The sequence below is a fragment of the Streptomyces sp. NPDC055013 genome, from assembly GCF_053608645.1.
This window is the reverse complement of record NZ_JBSGVW010000049.1, coordinates 21937-39339: the sequence shown is the minus strand read 5'-3', so window position 1 is coordinate 39339 and position 17403 is coordinate 21937. Positions and strand designations below refer to the sequence as shown.

Genomic DNA, 17403 nt, shown 5'->3' with positions numbered 1-17403 from the left:
CGTCAAGTCGTCATGTCCCGCCGCCGCACCCCCGCCAGCCCCCCGGCCACCAGGACTGCAGCGAGACCGGTGAGGACGAGGACCGGCCCCCACTCCATCCCCCCACCCGGCAGCTTCGGCAGATGCCCGAACGGGGACAGGTCGAGGACCGCCTGCGGAACGTCCAGCGCGGGGCCGACCCAGCCGATCAGCAGGATCGCGCCGGCCACTCCCCACGCCGCCATGGCCGCTCGCGGGAGCAGGCCGTACAGGAGGACCGCCAGGCCGCCGACGACCCAGACCGCGGGGAGTTGGACCAGGCAGGCGCCCAGGATCGGGCCGAGCTGTTTGCCGTAGCCGACGGCGAAGCCGAGGCCGGCCAGGACCATGATCAGGGCCGAGCCGGCGAAGGCGATCACGAGGTGGCCGGCGGCCCAGCGCAGGCGGCCCACCGCGTTCGCCAGGATCGGTTCCGCCCGCATCGACGTCTCCTCGCCGTGCAGCCGCAGGACGGACGCCACCACGTACAGGGCGGCGATCAGACCGAGCATGCCGACCATCGAGGCGAGGAAGGCGTCGGTGATGCCGGACTGGCCTCCCATCCGGCGGAAGATCTCGCGGGCGTTGTCGTTGTCGCCGACCAGGTCGGCCACCCCGTCGGTGAGCCCGCCGTAGATCACCCCGGCGAGGAAGAAGCCGATGCTCCAGCCGAGCACGCTGCCGCGCTGGAGCCGCCGGGCGAGCGCACCCGCCGTGCCGAGGCGGCCGTCGGCAGGCCCGGGCCTGGCGGGCAGGAAGCTCATGCCGACGTCCCGGCGCCCGGCGAGTTCGTACGCCACCACGCCCTGGACGACAGCCGCCCCCGCGAACAGCAGCAGGACCCACCAGCGCTCGTCCGCGAACGGCCGCAGGTTCTCCAGCCAGCCCAGCGGTGACACCCACGTCAGCGCCGACGAACCGTCGTCCGACGCCGAGTCGCCCGCCGCGCGCAGCACGAACGCGGCGCCCACCAGCCCCGCCGTCAGCCCCCGCGCCAGCCGGGCGCTCTGCGTGAACTGGGCGACGATCGCGGCGAGCGTGGCGAAGACCATGCCGACCCCGGCGAGACCGAGCCCGAACGCCAGCGCGCCGGACGCGCCCTGGCCCGCGAGGCCGGCGGCCACCAGCACGGCCAGTACGGCGTTCGCGACCCCCGCCGTCAGCAGCGCCGCCGTCAGGGAGGCCCGCCGGCCCACCATCCCGGACGCCACCAGCTCCTGGCGGCCGCTCTCCTCCTCGTCCCGGGTGTGCCGTACGACGAGGAGCATGCTCAGTACGGCCGCGAGGGCGCCCGCGTACACGCCGACCCGCCAGGCCGTCAGAGCGCCGATCGAGTCGCCGAAGACCGGGCCGATCAGGGCGCGGAAGGAGGCGTTGGTCGCGGTGTCCTGCACCAGGTCGGCCCGGTCGGCCGGGGTGGCGTACAGGTTCTCCAGGGTGTTGGGCATGGAGAGGACCATCAGCGCGTTCACCGCCACCCAGACCGGGATCATCACCCGGTCGCGGCGCAGGGCGAAGCGCAACAACGTTCCCGTACCGGCGAGTTGGCGGGTGCCGCCGCCGGTCCGTACGGCGAGGTCCCCGGTCGTCGTGGTCGCCGTGGTCATCGGGCCACCTCGCTCAAGTCCGCCTGGTAGTGCCGCAGGAACAGCTCCTCCAGCGTCGGCGGCGTCGAGGTCAGTGACCGTACGCCGGCCCCGCTGAGCGACCTGAGGACGGCGTCGAGCTTGTCGGTGTCGACCTGGAGGCGCACGCGGTGGCCCTGACCCCTCTCCATCGACTGGATGGCGAGGTCGTGGACGCCCGGCAGATGCGCCAACCCGTTGGGCGGGCCGGCCAGTTCGGCCGTGACGCTGGTCCGCGTCAGATGGCGCAGGTCGGCGAGGGAGCCGCTCTCGACGGTACGGCCCTTGCGGATGATGCTGACCCGGTCGCAGAGTTCCTCGACCTCGCTGAGGATGTGCGAGGAGAGCAGGATCGTACGGCCGCGCTCGCGCTCCTCCTCGACGCAGCGCTGGAAGACCTCCTCCATCAGCGGGTCCAGACCGGACGTCGGTTCGTCGAGGATGAGCAGGTCGACGTCGGAGGCGAACGCGGCGACCAGGGCGACCTTCTGGCGGTTGCCCTTGGAGTACGTGCGGCCCTTCTTCGTCGGGTCCAGCTCGAACCGCTCGATCAACCGGGCCCGGCGCTGCTTGTCGAGGCCTCCGCGCAGCCGGCCGTACAGGTCGATGACCTCACCGCCGGAGAGGTTGCGCCACAGCGTCACATCACCCGGCACGTACGCGATCCGGCGGTGCACCTCCACCGCGTCCGTCCAGGGGTCGCGGCCGAGTACCTGCGCACCGCCCGAGTCGGCGCGCAGCAGGCCCAGCAGGACGCGGATGGTGGTGGACTTGCCGGCGCCGTTGGGGCCGAGGAAGCCGTGGACCTCGCCGGTCTCGACGTCCAGGTCGAGGCCGGCGAGCGCCTGCGTCTTGCCGAACGACTTGTGCAGTCCGGAGACGGTGATTGCCTTCGTCATGCTTCAGAACGTACGCTTCTTTCAGAAATTTGTGAAGTTAAGGAAGCGTAGAAATCCTCGATAGGATGGGGCGCATGACGGAATCAGTCGGCGCAGGGGCAGGCCGGGACGCGGAGTCCGTGTCGAAGTTCGTGGAGTCCTTCGCGGCGCAGCTCGTCGAGGCCGGGATGCAGCGCATGGCCGCCCGCGTCTTCGCCGCGCTGCTCTCCTCCGACAAAGGTGTGCTGACCTCCGCCGAACTGAGCGAACAGCTCCGCATCAGCCCCGCCGCGGTCTCCGGGGCGGTGCGCTACCTGTCCCAGACGCACATGGTGACGCGCGAGCGGGAGCCCGGCTCGCGCCGGGAGCGCTACCGGGTGCACGGCGACCAGTGGTACGAGGCCCTGACCAACCGCGAGGCCGTGCTCAAGCGGTGGGAGGTGGCCCTGCGCGAGGGCGTCACCAGCCTCGGCGCCGACACCCCGGCCGGCCGCCGGCTGGCCGAGACGCTCGCCTTCTTCGAGTTCGTGGAGACCGAGGTCGCGGCGATGATGGAGCGCTGGCGAGCCCACCGCGAGAAGACCTTCGGCCAGGGCTGACCCACCCGCTCGACCGCTGGGCAGCGCAAACGGGGACAGCCCGACTTACGGCTCACCGCCCCGGCAGCATCAGCCGCAGCCCGCCCTCGCCCACGGTCCACGTCCGTCTGCGTAGGGGACCGGAGACCGCCGTGTCGGCCCGGTAGCGGAAGTGGGCGCCCGAGACGGTCACCGTGCGGCCCTCGGCGCGCAGCGGTGAGGCCTCCGCGCCGACCGAAGCCGGGTGCACCTCCACCTCGGCCACCCCGGCGAGCCCCGGCGCCACCGACACCGCCTCGACCGGCTGGTCGAGGTCCACCAGCGTCGTCCCGTCGACCTCGACCCGCAGCCGCGACGGCCCGGACGCGGCAGGTGCGGTGCCGCGCGCCGGCACCAGGGTCCGTACGAGCGATTGACACGTCCGCAGCCAGGGCCGCCCCGCCATCGACCCCACCGCGGTGGCCCCGGCCGGCGCGGCGGGGTCCCGTATCGGCGGGATCCGCAGCGCGCCCAGCACGACCCCGTCGCTGTCGTCCACGAGCAGGTCCAGCCGCCGCTCCGCCCCGTCCAGCACCGCCCGGGCCGCCGCCACCGCCCCCATGGGCACCCCGAGGGATCCGGCCAGGGTCAGGGCACCGCCGACCGGCACCACCGACAGGACACATTCGGCCAGCTCCCGCTGCCGGTGCAGCACCGTCACCGCACGCATCAGGGCCCGGTCGTCGCCCACGACCACCGGCCGTCGCGACCCCCGTCGGGTCAGCGCCCTGGCGAATTCGTCGGGATCGTCGGGCAGACAGACCTTCGTCGCCGCACCCGCGCTGAGCACGTCTTTCGCGATCCTGACGGACTCCCCGTCCGTCCTCCGAGCAACCGGATCGATCACCACCAGCAGCTGATCGGACGTCGCGAAAGTCGCCACCTCGGCCATGCCTCGCTTCCTCGGGTAGCATCTTTGTGCAAGAGCCCCTTGCGCTATTGCGCCAGGGGCTTCGTCTATTCCGGGGCATCCGGTCCGACGGTTCGCGGCCAACGACGGTCGCGTCCGGTCGAGGTGTACACGGTGGGAGACCTCCGCGTACACCCCTGACCTTGGACATGCCCCGCCCGGAAGGGGTGTACGCGCGTGCCCGCACTTGTGCTGCTCGGTGCTCAGTGGGGTGACGAAGGCAAGGGAAAGGCGACGGACCTGCTAGGCGGCTCCGTCGACTATGTGGTGCGCTACCAGGGCGGCAACAACGCCGGCCACACGGTAGTCGTGGGTGATCAGAAGTACGCCCTCCACCTGCTCCCTTCCGGAATCCTGTCCCCGGGGTGTACCCCGGTCATCGGAAACGGCGTCGTCGTCGACCCGTCGGTCCTGCTCTCCGAGCTGAGCGGTCTGAACGAGCGCGGCGTCGACACGTCCAAGCTCCTCATCAGCGGAAACGCGCACATCATCACGCCGTACAACGTGACGGTGGACAAGGTGACGGAACGCTTCCTCGGCAAGCGGAAGATCGGCACGACCGGGCGCGGCATCGGCCCGACCTACGCCGACAAGATCAACCGCGTCGGCATCCGCGTCCAGGACCTCTACGACGAGTCGATCCTCACCCAGAAGGTGGAGGCGGCCCTCGACGTCAAGAACCAGGTCCTCACCAAGCTCTACAACCGCCGCGCGATCGCCGTCGAGCAGGTCGTCGAGGAGCTGCTGGGCTACGCCGAGAAGATCAGGCCGTTCGTCGCCGACACGGTCCTGGTCCTCAACCAGGCCCTGGAGGACGACAAGGTGGTCCTCTTCGAGGGCGGCCAGGGAACCCTCCTGGACATCGACCACGGCACGTACCCCTTCGTCACCTCCTCGAACCCGACGGCCGGCGGCGCCTGCACGGGTGCGGGCGTCGGCCCGACGAAGATCAGCCGCGTGATCGGCATCCTCAAGGCGTACACGACCCGCGTCGGCGCCGGCCCGTTCCCGACCGAGCTCTTCGACGAGGACGGCGAGGCACTGCGCCGCATCGGTGGCGAGCGGGGCGTGACGACCGGCCGTGACCGCCGCTGCGGCTGGTTCGACGCGGTCATCGCCCGGTACGCGACCCGCGTGAACGGTCTGACCGACTTCTTCCTCACCAAGCTGGACGTCCTGACCGGCTGGGAGCAGATCCCGGTCTGCGTGGCGTACGAGATCGACGGCAAGCGCGTCGAGGAACTCCCGTACTCCCAGACCGACTTCCACCACGCCAAGCCGGTCTACGAGATGCTGCCCGGCTGGTCCGAGGACATCTCGAAGGCCAAGTCGTTCTCCGACCTCCCGAAGAACGCCCAGGCCTACGTCAAGGCGCTGGAGGAGATGTCCGGCGCCCCGATCTCCGCGATCGGTGTGGGTCCGGGCCGGGACGAGACGATCGAGATCAACTCGTTCCTGTAGGGCCGCGAGTGTGAGCGCCCGGCCGGGGAACCGGCCGGGCGCTCACGCGTTCAGGGACCGGCTCACTCGGTGCGCAGTGCCCTGGCCGGGTCCGTCCTGGCCGCCCAGCCCGCCGGGAGCAGGGCACCCGCCACCGCGATCGTCAGGCCGCCCAGCAGGAGCAGGGCCAGGACCGGCGTGGCGTAGACGGCGATGTACGAGCCGGGCAGGTTCATTCCCACCGCGTCGCCCATCAGCGGCGTCACGTAGTGGTGCAGGGCCACTCCGAGCGGAATCCCGATGACCGAGGCGAGCAGACCGATGCCGGCGACCGACGTGAGCACCATGCCCACGATCTGGCGGGGTGTCATGCCCAGGGACTTGTGGACGCCGAGGTCGTGGACGCGGTCGCGGGTGTCGAGGACGACCGTGTTGAGCACGCCCAGGCCCGCGACCGTGACGAGCAGCAGGGTCAGCATGCCGATCAGCGCGTCCATGGCCGCGATCACGCTGGAGGAGTTGTCGCCGCCCGGGTGGGCGTACGCGCCGATGGCGTCCAGGGTCTCGTTCAGTGAGGTCAGGTAGGCCGGCTCGGAGGCTCCCGGGTCCGTGTCGACGTGGAACCGGGTCGGTTCGGCGTCCAGGCCCAGGGCGGTGAGGGTGGTGGCCGGGGTCAGCACGGTCATGCCGTCGTCCTCGGTGAAGAACGCCTCGCCGACGATACGGACGGTGGTGCGGCGGCCGGCCTCCGTCAGGGTCAGGCTGTCGCCGACCTCGATCCCGGCGGCATGCAGGAAGCGCTCCGTGACCACCGCCTGGCCGGGGCCGGTCAGCCAGCTGCCCGAGACCAGCTCCGGGGCGGCCCAGGACGTGTCGCCCTCGTACGCGGTCACGGTGGTCCCGCCGCTGATGCCGGACGCGCGGACCTCGGCCTGGACGGTGCCGTAGAAGCGCCGGGTCCCCTCCTGCGCGCGCAGGGCGGCGGCGACCTCGGCCGGGTCGGCCGCCGGCTTCTCCGGCTGACCGGGGGCGCGGACGACCTGGGCGCCGGGCGGACCCTGCCCGCCGCCGGTGTCCACGACGACCGGAGCGGCGGAGTCGAGTATCCGGTTCGACTGCACCGCGCCGAGCGTCAGGGCCAGCCCGACCGCGAAGGTGACCGTGGCGGCGGCGAAGGCCACCGCGGCCGCCGTCGTGAGCGAACGGGCGGGGCGGGCGAAGGGGTGTGCCAGACCGAGACCGACCGGGCGCGGCAGCGGCAGCCGCCCGGTGAGCCGGCGGGCCACGCGCCCCCGTGCGGTGCCCGACGTACGCCCCACGGAGATCGCCTCCACGGTGCGCAGCCGGCCGGCGCGCAGCGCGGGCACGAGAGCGGCGACGGCGACCAGCACGAGGGCGACGGCGGGTGCCGCCACGTCGACCCACCAGGGCACCGAGGCGGGCGCGCCGCTGTAGACGTCCTCGACGTCTCCCAGGACCGGGCCGGCGAGCGCGTTGCCGAGGGCCACACCCAGGGCGCAGCCGAGCGCGGCCGGAACCAGTGCCTGGGCGACGTACGCCCGCACCACCTGGGCCGGAGTGAAGCCGAGGGACTTGAGGATGCCGATGCGCCGGGTGGCGGCGCCCACCGCGCCGCTGACGACGATGCCGATGATCAGCACCGACATGGCCAGTCCGAGCACACCGAAGGCGGCCACGAAGGGCACGAACGCCAGCGCGTTGGCGAGCTGTTCCTGCTGGACGACGAGGTGGGACCGCGTCGCGGTCAGCGCACCGGAGGGCACGGCGGCGGCGATCGCGGCGCGGGCGGTGGCCAGCTGCGCGTCGGTGCCGGCGTGCCGGAAGCGGTAGACCATCTCGTACGTGGGGGCCCCGGTCCTCGCGGTCAGCGCCTCGGCCTGGGCGGGGGTCACCCACGCGTCGGCGGTGCCGGTGACCGACCGGGCCAGTCCGACCACGGTCAGCGTGGGGCTGCCCGGCAGGTCGGGGAAGGTCAGCCGGGCGCCCGGCCGCAGCGGTGAGTCGACCTCGGCCAGCACGATCTGGCCCGGCCGGGTCGCCCAGTCGCCCGCGACGAGTTGCAGCCGGTCGACCGACCCGAGACGGTCCGCGCGTCCGGCCACGGTCAGCGCGGGCAGCGTGACACCGGCCGGGATCGCGGCGGAGGCCGACACCGTGCGCGGGCGCAGTTCGAGGGTCCGGAAGGGGCCTGCCGCGGCCGTCACGCCGGACGCGGGTGCGGTGGCCGCGAGATCCGACTCGGTGACCTCGCCGCCGTCGAACTGCGCGGCCAGATGGGCGCCCCGCTGCTCGGCCATCGCATGCTCGAACGGTGCCCGGGACGCCGTGAGCACCCCGGCGGCCACGACGGACGCGGTGACCGCGACGAGCGTGGTCAGGATCATCACCGCGGTCTGGATCCGGCGCCGTCCGACGCCCGCTCGCACCACTTTGCCCAGGGCGCTCACCCGGCCACCGCCGGTGTGCTCCGGACGTCCTGGGTGTCCCGGACGATCCGCCCGTCGACCAACTCGATGGTGCGGGTCGCACAGGACTCGGCGAGCCCCAGGTCGTGGGTGACCAGCACGATCGTCTGCCCGTCCGCGTTGAGCGCGGCCAGCAGCTGCCGTACGTCCTCGCCGGAGGCGGTGTCCAGTGCCCCGGTGGGCTCGTCGGCCAGCAGCAGCGCCGGACGGTTCATCAGGGCGCGGGCGACCGCCACCCGTTGCCGTTCTCCGCCGGACAGTCTGCCGGGTTGGGCGTCCGTGTGCCGCTCGATGCCGAGGTGGGCCAGCAGACCGGCGGCGCGGCGGCGGGCTTCGGCGCGGGGCGTGCCGGCGAGCTGGGCCGGTAGCAGGACGTTGTCGGCGACCGTCAGGTCCTCCAGCAGGTTGAAGAACTGGAAGACCATGCCGATCCGCGCCCTGCGGTACCTCGCCGACGCGGCCTCGCCGAGCCGGTCCACCCGCAGCCCGTCGACGGTGACGCTCCCGCCGCTCGGCCGGTCCAGGCCCGCGATCAGGTTGAGCAGCGTCGACTTGCCGCTGCCCGACGGTCCGAGGACGGCCAGCGCCTCCCCGGCCCGCACGCTCAGGCTCACGCCGGCCAGCGCCGGCGGCCCTTCCCCGTACGTCCTGCTCACGTCGCGGATGTCGATCACGGGCGGTGCGGTCGTGGTCATGGGCCCTCCCCGGCGGGTGGTTGACGGTTCGGCGCGACGCTAGGGGCGGGGCCGGATCCGGGGCGTCGCCCGCGGCGGCGAGAGCGACTGCCGTGCTGGGGCGACATGGCGGGAACGTCATCCCTGAGGTGTACGAGGAGGATGTACGGCCGGTCCGCGGCGGTCCACGGCGGGAGGGATGTGGCCGCGCGGGGCACTTGCCAGACTGGGCCCATGAGCGGGGCGGCCGGTACAGCCGGGGTGATCGGGCGGGCAGGCGTGCGGCGGTGGAGGGCCGTTGTCACGGCGCTGCCGCGGCCGTCGCGGTGGATGTGGACGGCCGACGCGATCCTCGCCCTCGTCCTGGCCGTGAGCACGGCGAGCGCCTCGCTGGATCAGGACGCCGCGATGAAGGTGCCGCCGTTCGGCGTGGGGGAGCCGGTCGCGCCGCCGCCCCCCGTGCCGCCGGGCGTATTCGCGGGCCCCGCGGCCGACCCCGGGGAGCTGGTCCTCGCCGCGTTGACCGCGTTGCCCCTGATCATGCGCCGGCGGTATCCGCTGGCCACGTTCTGGGCCGTGCTCGGTGCGACCCTGGTGTTCGGCCAGCGCTCCGGCGCGACGGGCGCGACTGTGTACACGTTCCTGTCGTGCGTTGTCGCCGCCTACAGCGCCGCCGTGCACAGCCCGCGCCGCGTTCCGGCGCTGGTCGGCGTGCTGCTCGGCGCGGTGCTGATGGCGGTGTTCCACGAGGAGTACTTCCCGTACTTCACGCCGGGCTTCGTGCCGTTCCTAGTACTGCTCGGGGTCGGCCTCGGGGCGAACGCGATCCACACCTGGCAGCAGCGTGTCCGCGACCTCCAGGCACGGCAGGAGACCGCCACCCGCATCGCGGTCGAGCGCGAACGCGCCCGGATCGCCCGGGAGTTGCACGACGTCGTCACCCACAATGTGAGCGTGATGGTGATCCAGGCGGGCGCGGCCCGCAAGGTGATGGACGCCGCGCCGGACCGGGCCCGTGAGGCGCTGCTGGCCGTCGAGGCGGGCGGGCGCACCGCGATGGCCGAACTGCGCCATGTGATGGGCCTGTTGACCATGGACGGGGACCCCGGCGCGGACCCGGCCGCGGACGTCGACCTCGCCCCGCAGCCGGGCCTCGCCCAGGTGACCGTACTCGTGGACCGGGTCCGCGCGACCGGCGTCCCCGTCGAGCTGACCGTCACGGGCGCGCCGGCGCCGCTGGTAGCCGGCGCCGACCTGGCCGCGTACCGGGTGGTGCAGGAGGCGCTGACGAACGTCGTGAAGCATGCCGCCGGGTCGAGGGTGCGGGTCTCCGTCGGCCACATGCCCGACGCCGTGCACGTGGAGGTGTCCGACACCGGCGGCACGGCCGCGAACCCGGTCGGCCCCGGGGGCGGTCGGGGCCTGCTCGGCCTGCGCGAACGACTCGCCGTCTACGGCGGCACGCTGGAGGCGGGCGCACGGCCCACGGGAGGTTTCCGGGTGCGCGCGGTCGTACCCGTGGAGACGAAGGCGGACCACCCGGCCGAGGGGGCGTCATGACCGACGCGCCCCGGGTGGTGATCGCCGACGACCAGGCCCTCGTCCGCACCGGCTTCAGCATGATCCTGACCGCCGACGGCATCGACGTGGTGGCCGAGGCAGCGGACGGCGAGCAGGCGGTGGCAGCCGTCGAGCGCACCCGCCCCCACCTCGTCCTCATGGACATCCGCATGCCGGGCCTCGACGGGCTGGAGGCCACCCGGCGCATCCTCTCCGGCACGATCCCCGACCCGCCCCGCGTCCTGATCCTCACCACCTACGACCTCGACCGCTACGTGTACGCCGCCCTCACCGCGGGCGCCAGCGGCTTCCTGCTGAAGGACGTCACCCCGGAACACCTCGTCGCCGCTGTCCGGCTGGCCCGCTCCGGCGACGCGCTGCTCGCCCCGGCCATCACCCGGCGCCTGGTCGAACGCTTCGTCACCCAGGACACGGCGACCGCCGCGCTGCACCGGGACCTGGCGGTCCTGACTCCCCGCGAACGACAGGTCCTCCAGTCACTGGGCACGGGCCTCAGCAACGCCGAACTCGCCTCGCGGTTCGCCCTGAGCGAGGCCACGGTGAAGACACACGTGGCCCGCATCCTGTCCAAGCTCCGCCTGCGGGACCGCGCGCAGGCGGTGGTGGTGGCCTACGAGACGGGGCTGGTCACGCCTGGGGGAGACCCGAGGTGAAGGCGGCCCAGGCCCGACCGGAAACGGTGAGGTTCGGGCCGTCGGGGTTCTTGGAGTCGCGTATGTGGATGGTGGGGGTGGCGTTGGGGCAAGGGGCGACTTCCAGGCAGGCGCCGCCGCCATCGTCGCTGTAGCTCGACTTGAACCAGCTGAGGGTTTCGGTGCCAGTCATCGTTCCTCTCCCGCCAACCGTTCGATGAAGCTCAGTGATTCGTCGGGGCCAAGGGCCTGCGAGCGGATCTTTGCATAGCGGTGCGCCAGTTGGGACACCTCGGCTGGATCGCTGACCAGAATCCCCTGGTCCTCGATCTCCAGATAGACGACGTCCTGGTGGTCCGCAGTCTCCACGAGGTGCATGGGACCGCGAGCGCCTGCGTACGTTCCACGCAGCCCCCGCTCCAGAGGCAACACCTGCACGCAGACATTGTCCCGCTGGGCGTCCTCGGCGAGCGAGCGTAGTTGCCCGCGCAGAATCTCCCAGCTGCCGAACGGCCTTCGCAGCACGCTCTCTTCGAGGATCAGCTCGATGAGCGGGGCAGGATTGCGGTCGAAGAGTGCACGGCGGGCCAGCCGCGCCTCGACCAGTTCCTCGCGCTTCTGATCTGGCAATGGTGGATAGCCGCCGCCGATCAGCGCTCGCGCGTAATCCTCCGTCTGGAACAGCCCGTCGACCACCAGCGTCTCGTACGAGCAGATGGTGACGGCCCCGGCCTCCAGCTCGGAGAACCCCCGAAACCGAGCCGGATATTTCTCCAGCAGCATCCACTTGCGTGCCGTCTCGAAGACCCCCAGCCCACCACCGATCTCCGCTTCCAACTTCACCAGCATCTGATCGCTCGCGGGCTGCGCACACGTCTCCATCGCGCTCACCGCCGCTGCCGTGTACCCGAGCTTGTCCCCCAACTGTGGCTGTGTCAGGCCGTGTTGCTCCCGCAACGCCTTCGCCAGCGCGGCGACCAAATGGGCCGTCCCGCCCGCCTCCGTCTTGTTCTCCGCCCGCGCCATTACGGTCACCTCCGAACTCAACCGGTCACAACTCACGGACGCCGGTAATCAACCGTGCTCAACCGACGACGCAGAGTTATGGATCACGCTAGCTCCGCACGCGCAAACTGGCCCTGTGAATACGCAAAGTGATCTGACCTGGATCCCGGCGAGCGGCGTTCAACTCCGCAAGGCAGGCGTCCAGTTCGACGCGATCAGGGTCGACGGCGAGGAGGGGCGGGACGTCGCCGACTGGCTCGCGCGCATGACCGGCGGTGATCCGGGGCCGATCGTCGAGACGGCGACGGGGCGGCGCGGGGTGTACTTCCTCGTGCCCGTCGGCAGTACGTCCCATCGTGCCTGGCCCGACCGAGTCACCCGCTTCATCGCCGGTCCGAGCCGTGTCTCGTACATCCCGGTGCCCGCACTCAACGGCCTGACCTGGCCTTTGAGTTGGCGCTACCGCCCCACGGCCCCCGACCGCCTCGTCCACACGCTGCTGCTGTGCACCGCCCTTCACTCGCAGGAGTGAAGAACGCGAACTTCCGCCTGGGAAAAGGCGGTTTCGACTTGCAATCGTCGCTCTGCGTGGCCTTAGAGTCACGCCAGAAAGAAATGCCCCCGCGGTGCGCCAACACCCGGGGGCTCGACACCCAGGAGCAAGACCTCCGGATGCATTCTCATCGTACGACGCCTGCGCGCGTCTTTTCAGGCCTCTCGGCCGCCCTACTCCGCGACCGGAGCATCTCCTGGTGCGCGGTGAGCGTACTGACGTACTTGCTGGCCCTCCCGAACCACACCCGCGTGACCCTTCGCGCGCTCGCCAGGGTGCGTGTGGAAGGGCGGTCGCGGATCGCCGGCGCTCTGCGTGAGCTGGAGGAACTCCGATATCTGCGGCGGGTGATGGGCGAGGGGGAGGCTGCGGGGCGACGTTCCGTCCGCTACCTGGTGTTCGACGCGCCGCACGAATCCGTGCCACGAACGGGTGAAACCGAAAAAGTTCCGGGTCGGCGTGGGTCGTCGGGGGTGGGCACCGCCGCAGCGGCGCGGCTGCTGCTCTCGTTCGGGGATTTCGACCGGCGTCTCACGCTCGACGCAGCCGAGGCGCGGCGGCTCGCCCCGCTGGTAGAGGGGTGGTGGCGGCGCGGGGCGAGCAGTGCCGAGCTGCGGGCGGCGGTGACGTGGGGTGCGCCGGAGCGGGTGTGGTCGGCCGCCGGTCACATCGAGGCTCGGCTGCGGGGTGGGTTCCGCCCTGCGGTGGCATCAACTTGCCTTCCCGTAACCGCAGTTGAAGTGGACTCCCGTACGCCGGGCGGACGTGTCTGGCGTTTCCTTCGAGAGAAATGGAGCGTGTTCGATGACCGAATTACTGGAGCGGCCTGAGGTGGTATACCGCCGGTATACTCTGCTCATGGCCGACACCACGATCAAGGTTGACCCTGCTGTGCGAGACCGGCTGCAGGAGCTGGCCCGGGAACGCGGGATGAGCATGCGGGACTTCGTGGCGGAGCTGGCCGGGGCCACGCCCACCAAGGAAGAGCTGCGGAAGCGGTACGAGGAGACCAAGGCGTACGTCGAGGAGCACTTCCTCGGGCGGCCGTACACCGAGGAGGACGAGCGGGCCGGCGAGAAGCTGTGGGCCGACCTCGAAGCCGGGCGGATCGGAGAGGTCCAGTGACGCGGGAGGAGCGGTACCCGTTGCCGCGCGCCGTCATCTTCGACGACACGGCCGCACTCGCCCTCGGCGCGGGGAACAGCATGGCCTCGCGGCTGGTCGTCGAGGCCGAGAAGGACCCCGCGCTGCGGGTCTACATCCCGGCACTCAGCCTCGCCGCCGCCGAGCGTGAGCGGGCCGGGGTCGCCGAGCACCTGGGCGCGCTGCCGTCCGTCAACGTCGAAGGGCTCGACTTCGCGGCCGCTGCCGCCGTGGGTAAGCGTCTGCGGACGGCCGGTGCCGACGACGAGGGCAAGGACGAGCCGGACTGGAGCGGCGCGCAGGTGCTCCATCTCGCCCTGCCCACCGTCGAGTGGCCGCGCGGACGTCCGGTCCTGACGAGGACGCCGACCCGCTACCGGGGTACGGGCATCCGCACCATCCGTATCGTCCAGCAGAACTGACGAGCCTCGAAGGGGACGCCTACCGGGTGTCCCTTTCCGCCACGCCCCGCCCGGCCCCGGAGCCGTGGCAGGGACTCTCCCGGCTGGAGCCGGTCAGCTGAAGACGATCATCGACCCCTGCGCCAGACTCCGCGTCGCCGCCGCGTGCAGTCCCAGCCACACGTGCCGTTCGCGGGCGAAGGGGCTCGGGTCGTAGGGGGCGGGGACCGCCGGCTCCTCCAAGGACGTGGGGGAGAGCGGGGGTTGCGGCGACGCCGGGGGGTTGGCCGGGTCGATGCCGATGACCTGGGCCACGAACTCCAGCTCGCGCAGGAGCGCCTGGGCGGAACCCAGGGGGCCGCCGCCCGCCAGGAGTTCGTCGTTGGCGAGCGGGTTCGGGAAGTCCACGGGGACGTAGGCGCCCGCGTGGTCGTAGTGCCAGACCAGGTGTGACTGCTGGGCCGTCGTCTCGAACATCTCCAGGAGCTGTTCGTAGTCGCCGCCCAGGTCGTCGACCGGGGTCACCGGGAGGCCGCAGACCTGGAGCAGATACGCGCGGCGCAGGAAGTGCAGGGCGTCGTAGTCGAAGCCGGCGACCGGGGCGACGTCGCCGGACAGGCCCGGCATGTACTGGTACACCGGCACCGGCGGCAACCCGGCCTCGGTCAGCACCTTGTTGTATTGCGCGAGTTCTTCGGCGAACGGGTTGTCAGGGGTGTGGCACAACACGTCGACGAGCGGTACCAGCCACAGGTCACAGGCCAAAAGAGGGCTCCTCACATCAGCGGTCACACGGCGTGGCAAAGGCGTAGCACAGTGGGTAGCACGGTGGTCAGGGCAGGGTAATCGGTGCGGGTCCGGGGCGGACCCCCTCATGCAAGTCCGCGCTCGTGCAGGTCCCATACCCACACTCCGTCCACCCACCTCCCCGGACCGCCCACCAGCTTCTCCACGGCCTCACGCAGCGCACGTCGGGGGGGTTCTGCAGGTCGGGGGTCGCCGGCACGTCGGGGGCCTGTCGCAGCGCCCGCTCGTGGGTCATCCGGCCGCCAGTCGCTCGATCAGGGCGAGCGCGTTCGCGTCGTGGTCGGCGATGATCGACTGGGCCGTGGACAGGTCGCGGCGCATCAGGGCGTCGACCAGTTCGGTGTGCCGGGACCACAGATGGCCGCGCAGATCGTCGATGCGGCGCAGATGCTGGACCGCGCAGACCCAGGACTGCACACGCAGCCGGTGCAGGAAGTCGGAGAGGTACGGGTTCCCGAAGAGGGCGCCGAGTTCGCGCCAGAAGCGCAGGTCGTAGCCGATGAGGACGGTGAGGTCGCCTGCGGTGGCGGCGCGCTGCGCCTCCTCGGCGCGGCGGCGTACCCCGACGGCGGCGGCGAGGACGCGCGGGTCGTCGGGGTCGCGGTGGCCTGCCGGGTCGCTGGCCAGCACCTGGAACATGCCGTCGATGACCAGGCCGCGGGCCTCGATGATGCCGCGGTAGTCCTCCACGGAGTACTCGTGCACGCGGAAGCCGCGGTGCTGGTCGGCCTCCAGGAGGCCCTGCGCGGAGAGGTCGACGAGTGCCTCGCGGACCGGGGTCGCGGAGACGCCGTACTGGTCGGCGATCTCCTTGACCGTGAACTCCCGGCCTGCCTGCAGCCGCCCGGACAGTACCTCGTCGCGCAGGGCGTCCGCGATCTGCTGCCGCAGGGTGCTGCGGGTCACGGAGCCGTTGCCGCCGGTGCCGGTGCCGGGCATGGTGAGGGCGTCTCCCGTCGTCGCGATGAGGTGGCGTGCGCATGTATGTCTACGAGCACGCCACCTTACGCGTTCGGCTTCCGGGCGAGATTCCCGCGACGGCACGTATTTCTTCGCCCCCGCCGCCCCTACCCGTCCCGTCCTCCAGGGGGATCCGCCCCTTCGACCCCGGTACCTGGGGGCTGCCGCCCCCAGACCCCCGCTGTCGGCCTGAACGGCCTCGTCCTCAAACGCCGGACGGGCTGAATTTGCCTGGACCGGCCTTGAGGGGCGCGGTCGCCTGTGGGTGGGCAGACCCTCTCGACGTCTACTCCACGTACCCGTCCGCCACAGCCAGCGCAGCGTCCAGCGCCGCGAGGCCCTCCTTCAGTTCCGCCTCGGTCACGTTGCAGGGCGGGACGACGTGGGTGCGGTTCATGTTCATGAAGGGCCAGATGCCGCCCGCCTTCGCGGCGGAGCCGAACGCGGCCATGGGGGCGTTCGCCTCGCCCGCCGCGTTGTACGGGACCAGCGGCTCGCGGGTCTCCCGGTTCTTGACCAGTTCGAGCGCCCAGAACATGCCGACGCCGCGGACCTCGCCGACGGAGGGGTGACGCTCGGCCAGCTCACGCAGTGCGGGTCCGACCACCTCGGAGCCGAGCCGGGCGGCGTTCTCGACGACGCCCTCCTCGGCCATGACGTTGATCGTCGCGACGGCGGCCGCGCAGGCCAGCGGGTGCCCGGAGTAGGTCAAACCGCCGGGGTACGGCCGCTTCGCGAAGGTCTCGGCGATCGCCCCGGAGATGGCCACGCCGCCCAGCGGCACGTACCCGGAGTTCACGCCCTTGGCGAAGGTCATCAGGTCGGGGGTGACGTCGAACAGGTCCGCCGCGAACCACTCGCCGGTCCGCCCGAACCCGGCCATGACCTCGTCCAGGATGAAGACGATGCCGTACTTGTCGCAGATCTCGCGGACGCCCGCCAGGTAGCCGGCCGGCGGAATCATGATCCCGGCCGTCCCGGGAACCGTCTCCAGGATGATCGCGGCGACGGTCGACGGGCCCTCGAAGGCGATCGTCGTCTCCAGGTGCTCCAGCGCCCGGGCGCACTCCTGCTCCTCGGTCTCGGCGTAGAAGCGGGACCGGTAGAGGAAGGGCGCCCAGAAGCGCACGACACCGGCCGCGGCGCTGTCGGAGGCCCAGCGGCGCGGGTCGCCGGTGATGTTCACGGCCTGCTGCGTACCGCCGTGGTACGACCGGTACGCCGACATCACCTTCGGCCGCCCGGTGTGCAGCCGGGCCATCCGTACGGCGTGCTCCACGGCGTCCGCGCCGCCGTTGGTGAAGAAGATCTTGTCCAGGTCGCCCGGCGTCCGCTCGGCGATCAGCCGCGCCGCCTCGGACCGGGACTCGACGGCGAAGGCGGGCGCGAAGGTGGTCAGGTGTGCGGCCTGCTCCTGTATCGCGGCGACGACCTTCGGGTGCTGGTAGCCGATGTTCGTGTAGACGAGCCCGCTGGTGAAGTCGAGGTAGCGCTTGCCGTCGTAGTCCCAGAAGTACGACCCCTCCGCACCGGCGACGGCGAGCGGGTCGATGAGTTCCTGAGCGGACCAGGAGTGAAAGACATGCGCACGGTCCGCGGCCTTCACAGCGGCGCCGACCTCGGGATTTGGCTGAGGGGTCATGCGCCCGAGCGTACGGGTGGGCCCTTCCGGC

The 17403-nt window shown here is 71.7% G+C and carries 18 protein-coding genes; 8 read left to right on the top strand and 10 right to left on the bottom strand.

Annotated elements, in window-relative coordinates:
- Positions 1-2: 2 nt before the first annotated feature.
- On the bottom strand, positions 3-1625 hold the full coding sequence (locus tag ACWGDB_RS38110; protein ID WP_453826646.1) for an ABC transporter permease: 1623 nt from the start codon (positions 1623-1625) through the stop codon (positions 3-5).
- A complete protein-coding gene (locus ACWGDB_RS38105; RefSeq protein ID WP_453826645.1) occupies positions 1622-2542 on the bottom strand; it encodes an ATP-binding cassette domain-containing protein in 921 nt (306 codons plus the stop codon). The genes ACWGDB_RS38110 and ACWGDB_RS38105 overlap by 4 nt, the downstream gene beginning before the upstream one ends.
- A gap of 74 nt (positions 2543-2616) precedes the next feature.
- On the opposite strand from ACWGDB_RS38105, the gene ACWGDB_RS38100 reads away from it, so the two are divergent.
- A complete protein-coding gene (locus tag ACWGDB_RS38100; protein WP_453826644.1) occupies positions 2617-3120 on the top strand; it encodes a GbsR/MarR family transcriptional regulator in 504 nt (167 codons plus the stop codon).
- 52 nt (positions 3121-3172) lie between these two features.
- On the opposite strand, the gene ACWGDB_RS38095 is transcribed toward ACWGDB_RS38100, so the two are convergent.
- Positions 3173-4030, bottom strand: a complete 858-nt coding sequence (locus ACWGDB_RS38095; protein WP_453826643.1) for a diacylglycerol kinase — start codon at positions 4028-4030, stop codon at positions 3173-3175.
- 195 nt (positions 4031-4225) lie between these two features.
- Between ACWGDB_RS38095 and ACWGDB_RS38090 the strand changes: the two genes are divergently transcribed.
- Positions 4226-5509 carry an adenylosuccinate synthase gene (locus ACWGDB_RS38090; protein WP_383615083.1) on the top strand — a complete coding sequence of 428 codons (1284 nt, stop codon included), beginning with the start codon at positions 4226-4228 and terminating at the stop codon, positions 5507-5509.
- A gap of 62 nt (positions 5510-5571) precedes the next feature.
- Here the strand turns inward: ACWGDB_RS38090 and ACWGDB_RS38085 are convergent, their stop codons facing one another.
- Positions 5572-7956: an FtsX-like permease family protein gene (locus tag ACWGDB_RS38085; RefSeq protein ID WP_453826642.1), complete on the bottom strand. Its 2385-nt coding sequence runs from the start codon at positions 7954-7956 to the stop codon at positions 5572-5574.
- Positions 7953-8669 carry an ABC transporter ATP-binding protein gene (locus ACWGDB_RS38080; RefSeq protein WP_453826641.1) on the bottom strand — a complete coding sequence of 239 codons (717 nt, stop codon included), beginning with the start codon at positions 8667-8669 and terminating at the stop codon, positions 7953-7955. Before ACWGDB_RS38080 ends, ACWGDB_RS38085 begins: the two co-directional genes overlap by 4 nt.
- A 213-nt stretch (positions 8670-8882) precedes the next feature.
- Between ACWGDB_RS38080 and ACWGDB_RS38075 the strand changes: the two genes are divergently transcribed.
- Positions 8883-10208 carry a sensor histidine kinase gene (locus ACWGDB_RS38075; RefSeq protein WP_453826640.1) on the top strand — a complete coding sequence of 442 codons (1326 nt, stop codon included), beginning with the start codon at positions 8883-8885 and terminating at the stop codon, positions 10206-10208.
- Entirely contained in the window at positions 10205-10882 is a 678-nt protein-coding gene (locus ACWGDB_RS38070) for a response regulator (protein ID WP_453826639.1), read from the top strand. The genes ACWGDB_RS38075 and ACWGDB_RS38070 overlap by 4 nt, the downstream gene beginning before the upstream one ends.
- Here ACWGDB_RS38070 and ACWGDB_RS38065 read toward each other — a convergent pair.
- On the bottom strand, positions 10857-11054 hold the full coding sequence (locus ACWGDB_RS38065) for a DUF397 domain-containing protein (protein WP_453826638.1): 198 nt from the start codon (positions 11052-11054) through the stop codon (positions 10857-10859). The two genes, ACWGDB_RS38070 and ACWGDB_RS38065, sit on opposite strands and share 26 nt — an antisense overlap.
- Positions 11051-11887: a helix-turn-helix domain-containing protein gene (locus ACWGDB_RS38060; protein ID WP_453826637.1), complete on the bottom strand. Its 837-nt coding sequence runs from the start codon at positions 11885-11887 to the stop codon at positions 11051-11053. The genes ACWGDB_RS38065 and ACWGDB_RS38060 overlap by 4 nt, the downstream gene beginning before the upstream one ends.
- Before the next feature lie 115 nt (positions 11888-12002).
- Here ACWGDB_RS38060 and ACWGDB_RS38055 point away from each other — a divergent pair, with 115 nt between their 5' ends.
- Genes ACWGDB_RS38055 through ACWGDB_RS38040 form a run of 4 tightly spaced genes read left to right on the top strand, consistent with a single transcriptional unit; the run spans position 12003 to position 13984 of the window.
- The gene (locus ACWGDB_RS38055) at positions 12003-12398 is read left to right on the top strand and encodes a hypothetical protein (RefSeq protein WP_453826636.1); all 396 of its coding nucleotides are present in this window, start codon (positions 12003-12005) and stop codon (positions 12396-12398) included.
- A complete protein-coding gene (locus ACWGDB_RS38050; RefSeq protein WP_453826635.1) occupies positions 12395-13249 on the top strand; it encodes a hypothetical protein in 855 nt (284 codons plus the stop codon). Before ACWGDB_RS38055 ends, ACWGDB_RS38050 begins: the two co-directional genes overlap by 4 nt.
- Before the next feature lie 28 nt (positions 13250-13277).
- Positions 13278-13544, top strand: a complete 267-nt coding sequence (locus ACWGDB_RS38045; protein WP_261989235.1) for a cupin domain-containing protein — start codon at positions 13278-13280, stop codon at positions 13542-13544.
- Positions 13545-13564: 20 nt separating this feature from the next.
- Complete coding sequence (locus ACWGDB_RS38040; protein ID WP_453826634.1) at positions 13565-13984, top strand: hypothetical protein; 420 nt, start codon at positions 13565-13567, stop codon at positions 13982-13984.
- 93 nt (positions 13985-14077) lie between these two features.
- Here the strand turns inward: ACWGDB_RS38040 and ACWGDB_RS38035 are convergent, their stop codons facing one another.
- The 3 genes from ACWGDB_RS38035 to ACWGDB_RS38025 all read right to left on the bottom strand — a co-directional run bounded on the left by ACWGDB_RS38035 (position 14078) and on the right by ACWGDB_RS38025 (position 17372).
- Complete coding sequence (locus ACWGDB_RS38035) at positions 14078-14728, bottom strand: hypothetical protein (protein ID WP_453826633.1); 651 nt, start codon at positions 14726-14728, stop codon at positions 14078-14080.
- Between the two features lie 273 nt (positions 14729-15001).
- Positions 15002-15709 carry a GntR family transcriptional regulator gene (locus ACWGDB_RS38030; RefSeq protein ID WP_453826632.1) on the bottom strand — a complete coding sequence of 236 codons (708 nt, stop codon included), beginning with the start codon at positions 15707-15709 and terminating at the stop codon, positions 15002-15004.
- A 307-nt stretch (positions 15710-16016) separates the two neighbouring features.
- Entirely contained in the window at positions 16017-17372 is a 1356-nt protein-coding gene (locus tag ACWGDB_RS38025) for an aminotransferase class III-fold pyridoxal phosphate-dependent enzyme (protein WP_453826631.1), read from the bottom strand.
- Positions 17373-17403 lie beyond the last annotated feature (31 nt).